The 16,833-nt window shown below is 38.2% G+C and carries 17 protein-coding genes, 1 tRNA gene and 1 pseudogene; 6 read left to right on the top strand and 13 right to left on the bottom strand.

Annotated features, from left to right (window positions below; translation table 11 throughout):
* Positions 1-33: 33 nt before the first annotated feature.
* The 5 genes and pseudogenes from Q360_RS24785 to Q360_RS0114275 all read right to left on the bottom strand — a co-directional run bounded on the left by Q360_RS24785 (position 34) and on the right by Q360_RS0114275 (position 4,537).
* Complete coding sequence (locus tag Q360_RS24785; RefSeq protein WP_027077693.1) at positions 34-450, bottom strand: transposase; 417 nt, start codon at positions 448-450, stop codon at positions 34-36.
* On the bottom strand, positions 447-620 hold the full coding sequence (locus tag Q360_RS25895; RefSeq protein WP_156950127.1) for a hypothetical protein: 174 nt from the start codon (positions 618-620) through the stop codon (positions 447-449). The genes Q360_RS24785 and Q360_RS25895 overlap by 4 nt, the downstream gene beginning before the upstream one ends.
* Before the next feature lie 263 nt (positions 621-883).
* Positions 884-2,012: pseudogene (locus Q360_RS23430) on the bottom strand (IS3 family transposase).
* Between the two features lie 504 nt (positions 2,013-2,516).
* Complete coding sequence (locus Q360_RS0114280; RefSeq protein WP_027077691.1) at positions 2,517-3,617, bottom strand: family 16 glycoside hydrolase; 1,101 nt, start codon at positions 3,615-3,617, stop codon at positions 2,517-2,519.
* Between the two features lie 71 nt (positions 3,618-3,688).
* Complete coding sequence (locus Q360_RS0114275) at positions 3,689-4,537, bottom strand: AraC family transcriptional regulator (RefSeq protein WP_027077690.1); 849 nt, start codon at positions 4,535-4,537, stop codon at positions 3,689-3,691.
* A 347-nt stretch (positions 4,538-4,884) separates the two neighbouring features.
* Between Q360_RS0114275 and Q360_RS23420 the strand changes: the two genes are divergently transcribed.
* Positions 4,885-5,127: a hypothetical protein gene (locus tag Q360_RS23420; RefSeq protein ID WP_169734657.1), complete on the top strand. Its 243-nt coding sequence runs from the start codon at positions 4,885-4,887 to the stop codon at positions 5,125-5,127.
* 264 nt (positions 5,128-5,391) lie between these two features.
* Here Q360_RS23420 and Q360_RS27495 read toward each other — a convergent pair whose 3' ends face one another.
* The 3 genes from Q360_RS27495 to Q360_RS0114260 all read right to left on the bottom strand — a co-directional run bounded on the left by Q360_RS27495 (position 5,392) and on the right by Q360_RS0114260 (position 5,877).
* Positions 5,392-5,466 (bottom strand): IS3 family transposase, encoded by a 75-nt coding sequence (locus Q360_RS27495; RefSeq protein WP_394331957.1) that lies wholly within the window; start codon positions 5,464-5,466, stop codon positions 5,392-5,394.
* A gap of 22 nt (positions 5,467-5,488) precedes the next feature.
* Positions 5,489-5,623 (bottom strand): hypothetical protein, encoded by a 135-nt coding sequence (locus tag Q360_RS27000; protein ID WP_262493228.1) that lies wholly within the window; start codon positions 5,621-5,623, stop codon positions 5,489-5,491.
* 181 nt (positions 5,624-5,804) lie between these two features.
* Positions 5,805-5,877, bottom strand: a tRNA-Met gene (locus Q360_RS0114260).
* A 187-nt stretch (positions 5,878-6,064) separates the two neighbouring features.
* On the opposite strand from Q360_RS0114260, the gene Q360_RS0114255 reads away from it, so the two are divergent.
* The 3 genes from Q360_RS0114255 (at position 6,065) to der (ending at position 9,680) form a co-directional block, all read left to right on the top strand.
* Positions 6,065-7,429: an alanine/glycine:cation symporter family protein gene (locus Q360_RS0114255; protein ID WP_027077689.1), complete on the top strand. Its 1,365-nt coding sequence runs from the start codon at positions 6,065-6,067 to the stop codon at positions 7,427-7,429.
* The gene (gene era / locus Q360_RS0114250) at positions 7,416-8,300 is read left to right on the top strand and encodes a GTPase Era (protein WP_027077688.1); all 885 of its coding nucleotides are present in this window, start codon (positions 7,416-7,418) and stop codon (positions 8,298-8,300) included. Before Q360_RS0114255 ends, era begins: the two co-directional genes overlap by 14 nt.
* 75 nt (positions 8,301-8,375) lie before the next feature.
* Positions 8,376-9,680, top strand: coding sequence for a ribosome biogenesis GTPase Der (gene der, locus Q360_RS0114245; protein WP_027077687.1), 1,305 nt, complete (start codon positions 8,376-8,378; stop codon positions 9,678-9,680).
* Between the two features lie 176 nt (positions 9,681-9,856).
* On the opposite strand, the gene Q360_RS0114240 is transcribed toward der, so the two are convergent.
* From Q360_RS0114240 to Q360_RS0114220, 5 genes are read right to left on the bottom strand one after another with little or no spacing between them, the layout of a single operon-like run.
* Entirely contained in the window at positions 9,857-10,663 is an 807-nt protein-coding gene (locus Q360_RS0114240; protein WP_027077686.1) for a TPM domain-containing protein, read from the bottom strand.
* The gene (locus Q360_RS0114235; RefSeq protein WP_027077685.1) at positions 10,644-11,081 is read right to left on the bottom strand and encodes a TPM domain-containing protein; all 438 of its coding nucleotides are present in this window, start codon (positions 11,079-11,081) and stop codon (positions 10,644-10,646) included. Before Q360_RS0114235 ends, Q360_RS0114240 begins: the two co-directional genes overlap by 20 nt.
* Positions 11,082-11,087: 6 nt before the next feature.
* A complete protein-coding gene (locus Q360_RS0114230; protein WP_027077684.1) occupies positions 11,088-11,687 on the bottom strand; it encodes a LemA family protein in 600 nt (199 codons plus the stop codon).
* Between the two features lie 50 nt (positions 11,688-11,737).
* Entirely contained in the window at positions 11,738-12,067 is a 330-nt protein-coding gene (locus tag Q360_RS0114225; RefSeq protein ID WP_027077683.1) for a MerR family transcriptional regulator, read from the bottom strand.
* Positions 12,067-13,044, bottom strand: coding sequence for a M23 family metallopeptidase (locus Q360_RS0114220; protein WP_027077682.1), 978 nt, complete (start codon positions 13,042-13,044; stop codon positions 12,067-12,069). The genes Q360_RS0114225 and Q360_RS0114220 overlap by 1 nt, the downstream gene beginning before the upstream one ends.
* 104 nt (positions 13,045-13,148) lie before the next feature.
* Here Q360_RS0114220 and alaS point away from each other — a divergent pair, with 104 nt between their 5' ends.
* Together alaS and Q360_RS0114210 are read left to right on the top strand one after the other, a co-directional pair.
* Positions 13,149-15,761 (top strand): alanine--tRNA ligase, encoded by a 2,613-nt coding sequence (alaS, locus tag Q360_RS0114215; RefSeq protein ID WP_027077681.1) that lies wholly within the window; start codon positions 13,149-13,151, stop codon positions 15,759-15,761.
* A gap of 67 nt (positions 15,762-15,828) precedes the next feature.
* Complete coding sequence (locus tag Q360_RS0114210; protein WP_027077680.1) at positions 15,829-16,791, top strand: GSCFA domain-containing protein; 963 nt, start codon at positions 15,829-15,831, stop codon at positions 16,789-16,791.
* Positions 16,792-16,833 lie beyond the last annotated feature (42 nt).

Here is a 16,833-nt window from a genome sequence, read left to right as displayed (position 1 = left end):
ACTATACTGCATTTTTTAGTATATTTTTCCTTGTTATATTGTCGTAAGCTCAATGATTTTATTCTTTAAGACGTGTTGGTGTCTTTGCTCTGGTAATGCCAATTCTTTAATGGTGTTGTACTTTATTTTAGATTTATGTTTAACCACAAAATACACTTGGTTGCTGTCCCAAACATTTAAGATAGCACAGTCATTATAAAATCTATCCGCAACAATAACACTCCCTTTAGATAGGGGAGTGTCGTAAGCACTTTTATTATCGGCTGTTTTTCCATCAGTATTATTCACATAAGTGCGCAAATACCCTTCATAATCAAGTAATGTGTGCATTTTTACGGCTTCCTTTTTCGTTTTGTATTTCGACCAATCAAAGCGAGACAAACAAAGACTTATTATTGTTGCAGCTAAGAAAAGTATTTTTGATTTAATTTTAAATTTAGTGCGTTTCATTTAGGCCTGCTGTCCCATATTTTTCTGCCTTTCCGTTCATCTATTGGGGCAAAGCCCGAAGATTCAAACGGTTTTGTATTGTCCCCTACGGCAATGAAAAGATTGCCATCAGGACCAAATTCCAAGGCACCTCCACTATAGCAACAGTGGCAGTCCGTAGGTGTGGTCAATAAAAAATTTTCCGAATCCAGAATGAGTTCATTGACTATAAAATCGAATTTAGAGATGTGCTGTTGTGAAATGTCCCCGGCCTTTGAATAAAAAAGATAGATTCAGTTATTTTCCTTCTAATTAGGGTCAGCGCAGGCCCAAAAGTCCGTCCTCGTTACCATAAAAAGGTCTAATTGCGTTATGGTGCTGGTTTCCTCTTCAGCAAAATTATAGAGTTTTAAGGCGCCTCTGAATTCTGTAAGCTTCCCCTAAATAGAACTGTTTATTTTTCCAAAATTACATCAAATTTATTGTTTTCAATTCCTCCGGGGCTTGCCTTGGAAGAATTGAGTTTTGCATACGCTATCGGTGGGATTTTCCCTAGTGCATCGTGTGGTCTTTCGTTGTTGTAGTCGACCATCCAGATTCGGCTCTGTTCCCTTACTTGATTCAGGTTTTCAAAGATATATTTGTCGAGTACCCCGCGTCGATAACTTCCGTTGAATCGCTCTATAAATGCATTCTGAGTCGGCTTGCCCGGTTGTATGTACTTAAATTCTATATTGTGCATTTGGCTTCATTCTGCCGTAAGATGGGCGATAAACTCCGGACCATTGTCCATACGTATTTTCTTAGGTTCCTTCCTCCGGTTAATCAAATGGTTCAATACCCAGACTACCCGGTTACTGGTAAGGGAAAAATCCACTTCGATATGTAATGCCTCCCTGTTGTAATCATCAATAACATTAAATGATCTGAAGCGCCTTTGGTTCTCCAATACATCGGTAACGGAATCAATACTCCAAGTTTGGTTCAATCCTTCGGGTACCTCCAAAGGTTCTTGCACGCGCGCAGGAAGTCGTTTCTTGGCCTTTCTTCTCAAAGGAAGTCCGAGTGCAACATATACTCTATGAACCCGCTTATGATTCCACAGCATCCCTTCGTAACGTAGACGATTATAAGCTTTCCAAAAACCTTCCTCTGAGTGTTTTTTAGCCTTTTCCCATAATGCCAGTTCTATCTCACTATCATCTTTAGGTAATGCTCTGTAGTAATAAACGCTCTTACTCATATTGAGGACACGGCACGCCCTGTTGATACCGTAATGAATACGTTCCTTGGTTATACTTCTCTTGCGACAGGGCTTCAGAGCTTTTTTCGATGATCTCCTCTGCCATTTGATGATCGAGTGCAAGGGTCTCGTACATCTTCTTGAGCTTGCGGTTCTCCTCCTCAAGCTCTTTGAGCCGTTTGAGTTCCTTGGAGTTCATTCCGGCGAACTTGGAACGCCACTTGTAAAAAGCAGCGGAACTTACGCCATGTTCGCGACTAATCTAATCAACACTTTTACCATTGTCGAACTCCTTTAAAATCTTCGCAATCTGTGTGGGTGAAAATTTACTCTTTCTCATAATACTACTTAAAATTAAAATTATTATTCAACTTTTAAACAGTTCGGTTTTAGGGGGAGCTTACACATCCACTTTACTAAAAATAGGGGAAATGTCAGGTATGGATTATTCCCAATCGGAAAGAAAGAATAAAAAAGCACATACCCACAGCAAAACCTATATGTAATAGCACCCTATGGGTCACTACTGCTCATAGTTATACTTTCTAAAAAAAAACTAATTTTATTTTTTTTGATATTATCTAAACTCTTTACAAAATGTACATTTTGTAAAGAGTCTAACAACCCATAGTATACCCGCTAAAAATTTCACAAATAGTTATTTTTTATCCATTTGAATACCAAAAACTAATTTTTAAGTAAGACATGGAAGAAATAATGACTTCTAATACCATATTTTATAAAATTCCCAAAACTAGTTAAGATTTCAGTAAAAGAAGAAATACGGCTTTTTTGGGTTCACCTTAAACTAGTTTTATTAGTTTACCATTTCCGATTTTGCGCTTTATAGATTCATCGAAATACCCTTCATGTTTTCAAATTTTCCAATTAATCCCCATCCATTTGCTTTCTCCAAGACTACGGCGTGGATGATGTTAATACCCATGTTTAATGGAAGTTCTATACTATTCCGTTCTATGGATAAATGCCCTTGGTAGCTGTTGCCCTTGCTACGAAATGAGTTGTCGTCCTTAAAAATTTCTTCCCCGTTGAGGTACACTAGAATTTTGTCACTAAAATCAAAATATAATTTTTTAGACTGTGCTTTGTCAGATGCTATTATCAGTTTTGCAATAACATAATCCTCTTGATTCCTTTCAAAATTGCCTTGCGAGGGTTTGATTACATATTTGCTTATGGGTAACAGGCCTGATGATTCGGTAGCAGCTAACCTATATTCTTCACTTGAAAAATCTACGTGATGCAATACCTTATCGCTTTCATATCGATGGGGTTCTGAAAGTTCCCAAGCGGTGATCAATCCCTTTTGCGTTTTTTTAGGATATAAAACCTTGCTGTTCTTACTCGTTTCTGAACTTACGGTCATCTGAGAAAAAACATTCCCAAAAAGTGTCCAAAGACCAATGCTGCCTTTACCATTTTCTGATTTTAGTTTTAGTACCTCTAACACCAACTCCTCATTTACAAAAATACGGGCCGTATAATTGAGTACTTCAACTCTGAGTATATTCCATCCAGCGTTCTCAAACGTAACATTGGCCTGATGCTCCTTATACAATTGCCAGTTACTTTCTCCATTGAATATTGGGGTATACTGCAGTGCATCGGGCTTCCCGCTTTTATGCATTCTCATATATATCTCATCTCCGTTTCCTGCCTGCTGCCTAAAAAAAATACCTGCAAAACTCCGAGCCTCTTTTGCGTAAACAGCGACTTGAATACTTCCATTTGTAAATGAGAAATCTTTTAGGGTCGCTCTCCCGTCCAAACTTAGCGACTGGTGCCCATCAACTTTTTTGAACTCATACGTGGCATTTTGTGAAAACTCCCATTTATCCGAAGTAAATTGGATTTCTTTTGCGGCTTGCCCAAACGACAGAATACCGATAAATAAGCAGATAATCAAAATGAACCTTTGTTTCATAGTTTTTCTATTTTCTACAAAAGTCGATTAGAAATGCTATTGGTTACCTATCATATTCGTGCCGTTTAGTATCATTTTGCTTTTCTGAAATCTGAAGGCGATATATCTGCTAGTTTTACGAAGAATCGGGAGAGATTGTTCGCTTCGCTAAAATTCAGCGTATTAGCAATCTCAGAAATTGTTTGATCGGTATATAACAGCTCCGTTTTAATTTCCTGTAGTAATCTATGGTGTATGATTTGTTGTGCTGTCAACCCGTTATAGGACTTTAAGATTCTATTCAATTTATTACGGTCAACATTCAAAAGGGAAGCATAAGCGTCTACTTTATGCATGCTTCTGATATTATTTTCGAGGGCCTCCTTAAATGTATAAATCTCCGTATTTCCTTGGGTATCTGTAGACAACCCATACTGTTTGGAATACAAACGGTTCAATTTGGATAATACAAAATACAGTAGCGAACGAATGATATGTTTACTATCTGAAGTGTAGTTTTCTATTTCGGTATTTATTTCGTTCAAGCAACGCTTGATAAGCTCATATTCCGACGGAGCTATCTGAAAATATTGAGGTTTAGTAGCATTATAAAAATATTGCAATCTGTGTACAAACAATTTATCTGAGAAAAAGTTGGCCAAAAAATCGTCTTTGAATACCAAGTGGAATCCCCTAGCATTGGTAATATTATTTCTCTTTTTTTGATGGGGAGACGCAAAGAGAATGGTCATTGGTCTGAGCTTAGTTTTATAATCGTTAAGTTCGATTACGCCTTTACTCTCCTCTAGAAACATGATTTCATAGAAGTCTATCGTGTGCGGTTCTGGTTCAAAATCCAAATTGGGATTAGTCTCGAACCTATGGAGATCCATCATTAGCTCAAAACCGTATTTTTTACTATCGAATTTAAAAATTCTCATTAATGAAAAGGATTAGCAATTTTCGTAACCACAGGTTACGAGCTCAAATGGGAAACAAACATATGTTTTACAAATTGATTCTATGTTAAGGAATCCCGCCTTTATTTAAATCTTGGGAAATGTTATCTACACGCTTTACAGAACCTACCTTTAGTTAATAGTAAAGTACAACACCCTATTTCAACTACAATAACACCCTCTAATACCCTCTGAGATCCTTGCACGGCATTGGATATATTGTATAGATTCCGTATCTTTTATATAGGGAATTAGCAACACATCTGACTTTAGCCGATAGCATTTGTGATATGCGTTCTCGCAAGATAAAGCACACCTTTTTTACACAAATGAGTACCCTTTTAGATTGGCATCCCGTAATAACTGTTTTAAAAACCCACTACACTAAAGGAAAAAGCATCACAGGTAAACCTAGTTATAGTGGCTTACTTCTTTTAAAGATGAGTGTATCACAAACCTGGTATGGTCTGCCAGATGTTAATAGCACTAATCAAAATATTAAACTAAAAGAAGGAATTTTAAAGTTAGCGGCAAATGATAGTTTTAAATCTAATTATAAGATTAAAATATGAGAAGGAAGAAAATCCTATAGTACTAATGACAGTAAATTGTTAAGCTAGTTTTATTAATTGAGAATGGCACGGTGTTATCACCGTGCCATTCTTTAAAATCAACGAGATTTTTTAAGATTAGGATACAACTATAAAAAAAGAAGTTTAGCGTATGGGAGTTGACCAGTGATTGGTATCGTACGAACTACAATACTCCCAATTTGTAGGACAGTTTAAAAGGTATTATTTAGTTTATTATGATGCTATTTTGTTAGCACCATAAAGTTAATCTGGTGGTACTTTTCCGATTTTAGTGCGCCTTCTTTTTGTGTTATAGAACTCAATATATTCATTGACCATTTGATATAGGTCAAGACCTCCATTAGGCGGGTTCAGATAGATTTTTCATACGTAATGGATTTCCAGAAGCGTCCATTATAACTATTATCCAAGGCTCTTCCTTTGCCGTCCATTGATATTTGAATTCTAGGTTTAATTCTCCAACTAATGCATCCACAAATTCCTAGGTTGCCTTATTAAAAATGGAAAAGGCAATTGGCAAAATCGATCTATTTAAGAAGCTTTAAGGAGAATTGGTTAGCGATGGTAAGTTTTGATTGACAGGCTTTAAAACTTCTACTTTGTTTTACCTCTTGAATAAAAAAAAGCTTCCAAGAAATTGGAAGCCTTTTTGCTAGTAGCGGGAACTGGACTCGAACCAGTGACCTTCGGGTTATGAGCCCGACGAGCTACCTACTGCTCTATCCCGCGATATGGATATCAAAAATATTCGTCTTAGCTTTTACGCCTTCAGTTCATTAGGCTGACTGAACATTTTCGGACTGCAAAGATACAATGCTTTTTCGATACTATCAAAACTTAATTTGATAAATGTTTTGAAAGTCATCCATTTAAAAATACCTAAATTACCAGGTTTAACTTGTTTTTTAATTTGAACATGGAACTAATTAATGAATTCTTGTCAAGCGTATTGCCCTATACAGAATGGGTTATGCTTTTTTTAATTATTGGTGGTGGCTTGTTTTTGGTCTTTTACTCTAAATTATTACCCTATCGCTATTTTAAACATGCGCTACGTATTACAGCGGGTAAATATGATGACCCTAGTGATCCAGGTGAAGTAAGCCATTTGCAAGCCCTTTCTTCTGCCGTTGCCGCAACGGTGGGAATGGGGAATATTGCAGGCGTTGCGATTGCTATTTATCTGGGAGGACCAGGGGTTGTTTTTTGGATATGGATTACCGCGATAATCGGGATGAGTATCAAATTCTACTCTTGTAGCTTATCCATTATGTTCCGTGGTGAAGATTCTGAAGGAGCGCTGCAAGGTGGCCCCATGTATTATATTACCAAAGGGATGGGGAATAAAGCAAAACCGCTCGCTATTTTCTTTTGTATTGCTGGTTTGTTTGGTGTATTGCCTGCGTTTACCACCAATCAGTTTACGCAAACCTTGATGACAGTTATAAAACCAGATGAAGCTTTTGTGGTTTTAGGCGATTTTCAATGGAAATTAGTAATAGGTTTTGTGCTATCCATCATAACATCATTTGTAATTTTTGGGGGACTAAAAAAAATAGCAAAAGTGGCTACTGCTATAGTCCCATTTATGGTTCTGGTGTACTTATTAGCCGTCGTGTATATCCTGTTAACCAATGTATCCGAAATACTACCTTCTTTTAAATTAATTTTTACCGAAGCATTTAACGTCAAGACAATGGTTGCCGGCGGTTTATGGGGTTTAATTATTATTGGAATACGACGAGCTGTTTTTTCAAATGAATCTGGTATAGGTACAGCACCTATGTTCCACGGACAGTCTAAAACAAAGGAACCTATTCAAGAAGGTTTGGTAGCCATGTTAGGTCCTTTTATCGATACCATTATAGTGTGCTCGTTAACAGCGGTGGTTATCATCATCAGCGGTGCGCATTTAGAAACTGAAACTAACGGAATCGCGATGACTCTAAATGCCTTTGAAAGCTCTATTCCTTATGGTAGTATTTTGTTAATGGTTGTGGTGAGTGCTTTTGCCTTGTCTACCTTATTTACCTATTCGTATTACGGTACTAAATGCCTTTCTTTTCTTACTAATGCGAAAATTGGGAAGTTTTATAATTTCATTTACGTGGGTAGTATTACTTTTGCAGCGGTAGCATCTGTAGATTTAGTGATTAATTTAATAGATTTATCATTTGCACTCATGGTTATTCCTAATATGATAGCGGTGTTGTATCTAGCACCAAGGGTCAATGCCGCAATGAAAGTCTATTTCCTAAAAGTGAAGCATGAAAGATCATAAAGCAGGTTTTGTAAATATCATCGGTAATCCCAACGTGGGAAAATCAACCTTAATGAATGCTTTTGTGGGTGAAAAATTATCCATAATTACGTCTAAGGCCCAGACAACACGGCACCGTATTTTAGGTATCGTAAACGGAGACGATTTTCAGATGATTTTATCGGATACCCCAGGGATTATTAAACCAGCCTATGACTTGCAAGCCTCCATGATGGATTTTGTGAAGTCGGCTTTTGAGGATGCAGATGTATTGTTATATATGGTTGAAATAGGGGAGAAGGCGCTAAAAGACGAACGCTTCTTCGATAAAATAAAGAATTCGAAAATTCCAGTTTTATTACTGTTGAACAAGGTAGATACCGCCACCCAGGAACTTTTGGAAGAGCAAGTACAGTATTGGCAGGAGGAATTACCCACGGTAGAAATTCATCCAATATCGGCGCTGCAAAACTTTAATATTAAAGGTGTGTTCGAACGTATTTTGGAATTGTTGCCCGTCTCGCCACCGTACTATCCAAAGGACCAATTAACGGATAAGCCAGAGCGTTTTTTCGTGAACGAGACTATTCGAGAGAAAATATTATTATACTACAAGAAGGAAATTCCTTATGCTGTTGAGGTAGAGACCGAAGAGTTTTTTGAGGACGAGGAAATTATACGTATCCGTTCCGTTATCATGGTCGAACGTGATTCTCAAAAAGGCATCATCATAGGTCATAAAGGGATTGCACTGAAAAAAGTAGGTGTAGAATCTAGAAAAGATTTAGAAAAATTCTTTGACAAACAAGTACATATAGAACTGTATGTTAAAGTGAACAAGAACTGGAGAAACGATAGTAGGCAGTTAAAACGATTTGGGTATAATAAGTAAAGTCCAGCTTTATATTTCTCATCAACTTACTCATATTCTTTTGTTTATATTACCTTTGCAGCCAAATTTAGAGGTATGGGAGCTATTGTTGCTATTGTAGGAAGACCTAATGTAGGTAAGTCAACATTTTTTAATAGACTAATTCAGCGTCGTGAAGCTATTGTGGATGCAACTAGCGGAGTTACGCGTGATAGGCATTACGGAAAAAGCGATTGGAACGGCAAGGAGTTTTCTATTATCGATACCGGAGGGTATGTTTTAGGAAGCGATGATGTTTTTGAAAAGGAGATAGATAAGCAGGTAGAACTAGCTATAGCAGAGGCAGATGCCATTATTTTTATGGTAGATGTAAATACCGGCGTAACTGGAATGGACGAGGATGTCGCCAAATTATTAAGAAGGGTAAACAAGCCAGTTTACCTTGCTATTAATAAGGTAGATAATGCCATGCGGCAAGAAGATGCGGTAGAATTTTACGCCTTGGGATTAGGAGAGTATTATACGCTTTCTAGTATAAACGGTAGCGGAACAGGGGAGCTTTTGGATGCTTTAGTGAAAGACCTTCCTCAAGTTGAAGAAGAACAAACGGAACTGCCTAGATTCGCCGTAGTCGGCAGGCCTAATGCAGGTAAATCATCTTTTATAAACGCGCTTATTGGTGAGGATAGATATATTGTAACTGATATTGCAGGCACCACAAGGGATAGCATAGATACAAAGTATAATAGGTTTGGTTTCGAGTTTAACCTAGTAGATACGGCAGGAATACGAAGGAAAGCTAAAGTAAAGGAAGACCTAGAGTTTTATTCCGTTATGCGCTCTGTACGTGCCATAGAGCATTGTGATGTTTGTTTGTTGTTGTTGGACGCTACCCGAGGTTTTGATGGTCAGGTAGAAAATATTTTTTGGTTAGCGCAACGCAATCACAAGGGTATTGTAATCCTTGTAAACAAGTGGGATTTGGTTGAGGATAAGGAGACCAATACTATAAAGCAATATACGGAAAGAATAAAGCAAGCAATATCACCTTTTGTAGATGTTCCCATATTATTTGTTTCGGTCTTAACGAAGCAACGAATTTTTAAGGCTATTGAAACGGCTGTAGATGTCCATAAGAATAGAAGCAAAAAAATTATAACCCGTAAGTTTAATGATGTTATGCTTCCGCTAATCGAGGCCTATCCACCGCCGGCATACAAAGGTAAATATGTGAAGATTAAGTTTTGTACGCAATTGCCAACACCGTACCCCCAGTTTGCTTTTTTCTGCAACCTGCCACAGTATGTGAAAGAGCCTTACAAACGCTATCTAGAAAATAAGATTAGGGAGGAATTTGATTTTACTGGAGTTCCTATTACTGTATTTATGCGGAAGAAGTAAGTGGCCTAAGGCATGATGGTTAGACCCCGAAGGATTAGGCGTCTTTTATTTTAAGTTTTGTTAGTTCGTAGTTGTTATGATAAACAAAATGAGATAACTACAAATAAACTATTGGTTATTCTGTTTGAATGTGATTTTTGTGTTTGTATTTGATACCTGAACTTCTTCTATTTGAGTTACCATCCGCCGGATGCACCTCCTCCGCCAAACCCGCCTCCGCCGAAGCCACCACCAAATCCACCGCCGCCAGAGCTTCCGCCACCACCAAATCCTCCGCCACTTCCAAAACCTCCGGTTCCTCCGCTGCGTCCCATACTGCTTAGGATAATAATATCCAATAGATTCAATCCTTTGTTCTTTCGACCTCCGTTGCCGTTACCACCACCCTTGTTGCGCTTGGAAAGTATTATCAGGATAATAAAGAAGACAATAAAAGGGAACAAGGATCTTAACGGAAATCCCTCCTCTTTTTTAGCACTACGGTCTTCTGTAAACTCACCATTTAATACCTTAAAAATCATGTCGGCTCCGTTATTCAATCCGCCATAATAATCACCCGTTTTAAATTTGGGTACGATAACGGTTTCTATGATGCGTCGCGACATGGCATCTGTAAGATTCCCTTCTACCCCGTACCCCGTATTAATTGCTATTTTTCTATCGTTCCTTGCCAGTATTAGCAAGACTCCATTATCTTTTCCTGCTTGGCCAATACCCCATTTTTGACCCCATTGTGCACCAAGATACGTGATGTTTTCACCTTCTGTACTAGCAATGATGGCGACTACAATTTGTGTAGAAGTACTGTCTGAGTAGCGTATTAGCTTTTGTTCTAGAGCATTTTTTTGAACAACCGATAGCAGATTTATATAGTCATAAACACTGGTTTCTATTTCTGGTTTTTCGGGTATTTTAAACTGTCCCCAACTAGGGAGAAAGTACATTAACAGTAAAAAGCTAAGACTAGCCTTTAGATACCTCATTGCTTAATTCGTTAGTGTCTCCATGTTTCCAAGGAAAGTGCTTTTCCAATTCGTTACCTGCTTTTAGCACTCCTTCTAAAATACCGTCTTTAAACTTTCCTTTTTTAAAGTGGGACTGAATGATATCTTTGGTGGTATCCCAAAAATCTTCGGGAACCACATTGTCTATGCCCTTATCGCCACAAATAGAGAATTTTCGATCGTTTACAGCAACATATAAAAGCACACCATTCTCTTGCTTAGTATTGTCCATTTTAAGGAGGTGAAATACTTCCTTAGCTCGCTTATAATGGTCCAGTTTAGTATGGGATTCTATATGGACCCTAATTTCTCCGGATGTGTTGGTTTCGGCTTTCAGAATCGCTTCCACGATTTCCTGTTCGTCCATAACACTTAAAAAATCTTCCACTCTGGACATAGGGTTTTATTCAAAATCAAAATTAACATCAGGTGCCTGTTCCGAACCGGCTTCAGATTTAAAATAAGCTAATTCATCGAAATTGAAGATACCAGCCAAAACGGAATTCGGGAATTTTTTGATATGAAAATTGTAGGGTTCTACCGTGGCATTAAAGCGGTCACGTGCTACGTTGATTCTATTTTCTGTGCCTTCCAACTGTGATTGTAGTTCTAGGAAATTCTGATTGGCTTTTAAGTCTGGATAGCGCTCTACGGTAACTAAAAGTTTACTCAAAGCTCCACTTAAGCCGCTTTGAGCTTGATTGAACTGTGCCAGCTGTTCCGGTGTTATGTTCGTAGGGTCTATGCTTACGGATGTTGCTTTTGCACGGGCTTCTATGACATCGGTTAGTGTTCCTCTTTCAAAATCTGCTGCGCCTTGTACGGTTTTTACCAAATTGCCAATAAGGTCGTTTCTTCGTTGGTAGGAACTTTCTACGTTCGCCCATGTTTTGGTAGAAGTTTCTTTCAACGCAATTGCGGTATTGTTGAACCCAACACTAGATTGGTATAGTCCAAAAGCAATAACGCCCAGTACGATTAATGCAATAATTCCTTTTTTCATGATTTGTTAAGTTTTAGCTTGTTCTAATATATAAAAATATGTTTCCGTAGCTATAGTTGATTCTTGATTTTAATAAGTTCCGCCTTTACACCTTCCAATTTCTGTATGATATCAAAGTTGGATAATGTTTTTTGTTTTTCCTCCTTTAAGTGTGTCTTTGCGCCATCCAACGTAAAGCCACGTTCTTTTACCAAATGATAGATAAGTTGGAGATTTTTTATATCCTGCGGGGTGAACTTTCGGTTTCCCTTCGCATTTTTTTTGGGTTGTAATACATCAAATTCCTTTTCCCAAAAGCGTATAAGGCTGGTATTTACATCAAAGGCACGAGCAACTTCCCCAATGCCATAATATCTTTTTTCTGGGAGATCTATTTGCATTAGTCCAGGGATTGGTTTTCTTGGTTTGCGTATTTCAACATATTCTCAAATTCTTTTGGGGATAAACTACCATAGTAAAAATTTAAAGGGTTTATACGGTCTTTATCTTTCCATACCTCATAGTGTAAATGAGGCGCTTCTGAACGTCCTGTACTACCGACAAAACCGATTAAATCCCCTCTTTTTACCTTTTTACCCTTCTTAACGTTGTATTGGCTAAGATGCGCGTAGAGGCTTAAATATCCGTAGCCGTGATCAATTCGGATGTGTTTTCCATATCCAGATGAATTATTATCAGCTCTGATTATTTTGCCATCTCCTGTTGCGTAAATCGGTGTTCCTCTTGGTGCGGTAAAATCCATTCCATAATGCATTTTCCTTGCCTTTGTAAAAGGGTCTGAACGCCACCCGTACCCAGATGCCATTCGTTTCAAATCCTCGTTATTTATAGGTTGTATGGCCGGAATAGCCACTAAAAGCTTTTCTTTTTCCTCTGCCAACTTGGTAATTTCATCCAAGGATTTGGATTGTATGGCCATTTGTTTCTTAATAATATCCAACCGTTGGGTGGTGGCGATGACCATATCGGAATTATTGAAACCCTCCAGTGATTTGTAACGGTTAATGCCACCAAAACCTGCACGTCTTTGTTCTTCAGGAATAGGATTAGCTTCAAAATAGAGCCGGTATATGTTGTTGTCTCGGTCTTCTATATTTACCAGAACATCTTCAATTTGTTCCATTTTTTTATTCAGAAGCTCAAATTGAAGTTCGTAATTTTTCCCTTCTCGAGCCAAGGAAAGTTCCCTTGGGGTGTTGATTAAGTTGGTGTTTAAAAGTAAAATCAACATAAGGAAACCTAAGAGAAATGCTCCCAAAAAGAAAAAGACAATATTGCGGTAGCGTCTAGATTTTTCCGGTTCTATCTTTCTATACGATAGCGTGTCTGGGTCGTAATAGTATTTTACCTTAGACATGAATAGATTTTATACTATTTTTGTGGTGTATTTTTAACATAACAAACAAATATAAAAATTGTTTTCTACAAACAGTTAAAATTTGTAAAAGCTTAGCATTTTAGATGAATTCCAAGGATATACGAAAGCAATTTTTACAATTTTTTGAAGGCAAAAAGCACAAAATCGTGCCTTCAGCCCCCATGGTTATTAAAAATGACCCCACCTTGCTTTTTACAAACGCAGGTATGAATCAGTTTAAGGAGTATTTTTTAGGAATCTCTGAACCTAAGGCAACAAGGGTATCGGATTCGCAAAAATGCCTTAGGGTAAGCGGTAAACATAATGATTTGGAAGAGGTAGGGAAGGACACCTACCACCATACGATGTTCGAGATGTTGGGTAACTGGAGCTTTGGAGATTACTTTAAAGAAGAGGCCATTACTTGGGCATGGGAATTGTTGACCGATGTTTTAAAGATTGACAAAGAGAGTCTATATGTTTCTGTTTTTGAAGGAAGTGATGACGCTGATAAGCTAGGGAAAGATAATGAAGCTTATGAGCTATGGCGTAAGATTGTGCCGGAAGATCGAATTATTTTAGGTAATAAAAATGATAATTTTTGGGAAATGGGAGACCAAGGCCCGTGTGGTCCCTGTTCGGAAATCCACGTGGATATACGTTCAAAGGAAGAAAAAGAAAAGGTGTCGGGTGCAAGTTTAGTAAATGCTGACCATCCTTTAGTAGTAGAGATTTGGAACTTAGTTTTTATGCAGTATAATCGCAAAGCAGATGGTAGTTTAGAGCCTTTGCCTGCGAAGCACGTAGATACGGGAATGGGTTTTGAGAGGTTGTGTATGGTCATGCAGAACGTTAAATCAAATTACGATACGGATGTGTTTATACCTCTGATACGTGAAATAGAAACTATTGCTAATGCCAATTATGGAAAGGATGAAGAAGTTGATATTGCTATACGTGTAATTGCCGATCATATTAGGGCAGTGGCGTTTTCCATTGCAGATGGACAGTTGCCCAGTAATACGGGAGCAGGGTATGTAATCCGCAGGATTTTAAGGCGTGCCGTTCGTTATGGGTTTACTTTTTTAGATACAAAGGAGCCTTTTATGTACCTTTTGGTAAATGTGCTTACCCAAAGTATGGGAGATGCATTCCCTGAATTAAAGGAACAGAAGCAGCTGATACAGAATGTTATTAAGGAGGAGGAACATTCCTTCTTAAAAACTCTAGATCAAGGTTTGGTGCTGCTGGATGTCATAATTTCCAACGCCAAGACCAATACCATAGACGGAGGTAAGGCTTTTGAGTTGTACGATACCTTTGGGTTTCCTATCGATTTAACTGCACTCATCCTAAGTGAAAAAGGATATACCTTGGATGAAGCCGGATTTGATGCGGCCATGCAAGTGCAGAAAAAACGTTCCAAATCGGCGTCTGAGATGTCCAAGCAGGATTGGGAAGTGTTGGCCTATGATAACGCACAGGAATTTATAGGATATGATACGTTACAGACCGATGTGAAAATTTTAAAATATAGAAAAATTACATCCAAGAAAGAGGGCGTACAGTATCAATTGGTGTTTAATTTTACTCCATTTTATGCTGAAGGAGGAGGTCAAACAGGGGACAAAGGCTATTTGGAATCTACAGATGGCGATGTGGTATACATTATCGACACGAAAAAAGAAAATAACGAAATCTTACATTTCACTAAGAACCTTCCTAAAAAACTGGAGAGCACTTTTAAGGCCGTGGTAGATGCCAAACACAGACAGCTTACAGAGGCCAACCACACGGCAACGCATTTATTACACCAAGCTCTGCGCGAAGTATTGGGAAAGCATGTAGAACAAAAGGGTTCCTCCGTGCATCCCAAATCGCTACGGTTCGATTTTTCCCACTTTTCCAAAATGACAGATGACGAGCTGGAACAAGTTGAGGGTTTTGTAAACGCACGTATAGAAGGGCAAATAGCCTTAGAAGAAAAGCGTAATATACCCATGGAAGAAGCATTGGTATCTGGAGCTATGGCATTGTTCGGAGAAAAATATGGGGATACCGTGCGCACAATAAAGTTTGGAAAATCGGTAGAACTATGCGGTGGTACACATGTGAAAAATACGGGAGATATTTGGCATTTTAAATTGAAATCGGAAGGCGCCGTTGCTGCTGGAATCCGCAGGATTGAAGCCATTACAAGTGATGTCGTAAAGGAATACTTTTTCGATAGCAACCAATCTTTAGAGGATATCAAGGAGGTATTGGGGAACGCCCAAGACCCTATAAAAGCCGTATCTAGTCTTCAGCAAGAAAACGCAGAATTAAAGAAGCAAGTAGCGCAGCTATTAAAGGAAAAGGCAAAAAACTTAAAAGGGGATATGGCTCATGAACTCCAAGAAGTAAACGGTGTGCAATTTTTGGCAAAGCAGATAGATTTGGATGCTGCTGGTCTTAAGGACCTTTCTTTTGAAATGGGAAAGAACCAGAATAATTTGTTTCTACTTTTCGGAACCGAACAAAACGGTAAGGCACTTTTATCTTGTTATATTTCTAAGGAATTGGTAATTTCCAAAAGTTTGAACGCAGGGGCCATTGTGCGCGAACTTGGTAAACATATTCAAGGCAGTGGAGGTGGTCAGCCATTTTTTGCTACGGCTGGAGGTAAGAACCCAGCTGGAATAGGGGAGGCTTTGGAGCAAGCGAAGGGATATTTGTAATAGCTGAAACTTGTAGTTGGTCTTAATCCATACTGCCAACTGAAACTGCATACTGTAAACTGATAGAATGAAACTCCAAACCCAAATTCCATTAACAAAAGCAGGTAATCAAATAGACTATACTAGTCAGTTGTTACTCTTAGGTTCTTGTTTCTCAGAAAACATTGGCGCTAAACTCAAATATTTCAAATTCCAAACGCTACAAAATCCGTTCGGAATTCTTTTCCACCCTTATGCAATTGGGAATTTGGTTACAAGGGCTATCGAAAAAGAATACTATAGAGAAGAGGAGCTGTTTTTTTTAAATGAGCGTTGGCATTGTTTTGATGCCCATAGCAGTTTAAGTGAAGTGTCTAAAGAAAAACTAGTAGAAAACCTAAACGCTCAACTTGTTCATACGGAGGAGTGCCTAAGCAAGGCAACACACATTAGTATTACCTTAGGTACAGCATGGGTATACCGGAAAAAAGAAACGGGAAAAACCGTCGCCAACTGTCATAAAGTCCCCCAAAAAGAATTTGACAAGCGGTTATTAACTGTTGCGGAAGTAGCTACAAGCTTACAGCGCACAGTTTCTCAAATTCAAAATATAAATAAAAAAGCACAATTAATAGTTACGATTTCACCTGTACGGCATCTTAAAGATGGTTTTGTTGAAAATCAAAGAAGTAAATCACACCTAATAACGGCAGTACATCAATTGTTGGAAGTTTCCTGTTTTAGAGTCAAGGGTTTTTATTTTCCGGCCTATGAGTTGATTATGGATGAGCTACGGGACTACCGTTTTTACGAAAGGGATATGGTACACCCTAATCAATTGGCCATAGACTATGTTTGGGAAAAGTTTGCAGGGGTTTGGATATCTGATGATATCAAAGAAACTATGAAAAAGATAGAGGAAGTACAAAAAGGTGCTCAGCACAGACCTTTTGACCCGAATAGTGTAGTGTACCAGAAATTTCATAATTCCCTTCAACAGAAAATAGACGATATTAAGAAAGCATTTCCGTTCATGGAATTTAGTTTGTGAACACGAGTAGTTTTACATGAAGAAATTTTTAACAAGTGTTGT

This window comes from Maribacter antarcticus DSM 21422, from assembly GCF_000621125.1.
Classification (GTDB): domain Bacteria; phylum Bacteroidota; class Bacteroidia; order Flavobacteriales; family Flavobacteriaceae; genus Maribacter; species Maribacter antarcticus.
Note: the sequence above shows the minus strand (reverse complement) of the source record. Positions and strands in the feature narration are given on the sequence as shown.

What these genes read in the sequence shown, in the direction of transcription:
- Q360_RS24785 (WP_027077693.1), bottom strand. Translation starts at nt 450, where the DNA reads ATGAAACGCACTAAATTTAAAATTAAATCAAAAATACTTTTCTTAGCT.
- Q360_RS0114280 (WP_027077691.1), bottom strand. Translation starts at nt 3,617, where the DNA reads ATGAAACAAAGGTTCATTTTGATTATCTGCTTATTTATCGGTATTCTG.
- Q360_RS0114275 (WP_027077690.1), bottom strand. Translation starts at nt 4,537, where the DNA reads ATGAGAATTTTTAAATTCGATAGTAAAAAATACGGTTTTGAGCTAATG.
- Q360_RS23420 (WP_169734657.1), top strand. Translation starts at nt 4,885, where the DNA reads ATGAGTACCCTTTTAGATTGGCATCCCGTAATAACTGTTTTAAAAACC.
- Q360_RS0114255 (WP_027077689.1), top strand. Translation starts at nt 6,065, where the DNA reads ATGGAACTAATTAATGAATTCTTGTCAAGCGTATTGCCCTATACAGAA.
- era (WP_027077688.1), top strand. Translation starts at nt 7,416, where the DNA reads ATGAAAGATCATAAAGCAGGTTTTGTAAATATCATCGGTAATCCCAAC.
- der (WP_027077687.1), top strand. Translation starts at nt 8,376, where the DNA reads ATGGGAGCTATTGTTGCTATTGTAGGAAGACCTAATGTAGGTAAGTCA.
- Q360_RS0114240 (WP_027077686.1), bottom strand. Translation starts at nt 10,663, where the DNA reads ATGAGGTATCTAAAGGCTAGTCTTAGCTTTTTACTGTTAATGTACTTT.
- Q360_RS0114235 (WP_027077685.1), bottom strand. Translation starts at nt 11,081, where the DNA reads ATGTCCAGAGTGGAAGATTTTTTAAGTGTTATGGACGAACAGGAAATC.
- Q360_RS0114230 (WP_027077684.1), bottom strand. Translation starts at nt 11,687, where the DNA reads ATGAAAAAAGGAATTATTGCATTAATCGTACTGGGCGTTATTGCTTTT.
- Q360_RS0114225 (WP_027077683.1), bottom strand. Translation starts at nt 12,067, where the DNA reads ATGCAAATAGATCTCCCAGAAAAAAGATATTATGGCATTGGGGAAGTT.
- Q360_RS0114220 (WP_027077682.1), bottom strand. Translation starts at nt 13,044, where the DNA reads ATGTCTAAGGTAAAATACTATTACGACCCAGACACGCTATCGTATAGA.
- alaS (WP_027077681.1), top strand. Translation starts at nt 13,149, where the DNA reads ATGAATTCCAAGGATATACGAAAGCAATTTTTACAATTTTTTGAAGGC.
- Q360_RS0114210 (WP_027077680.1), top strand. Translation starts at nt 15,829, where the DNA reads ATGAAACTCCAAACCCAAATTCCATTAACAAAAGCAGGTAATCAAATA.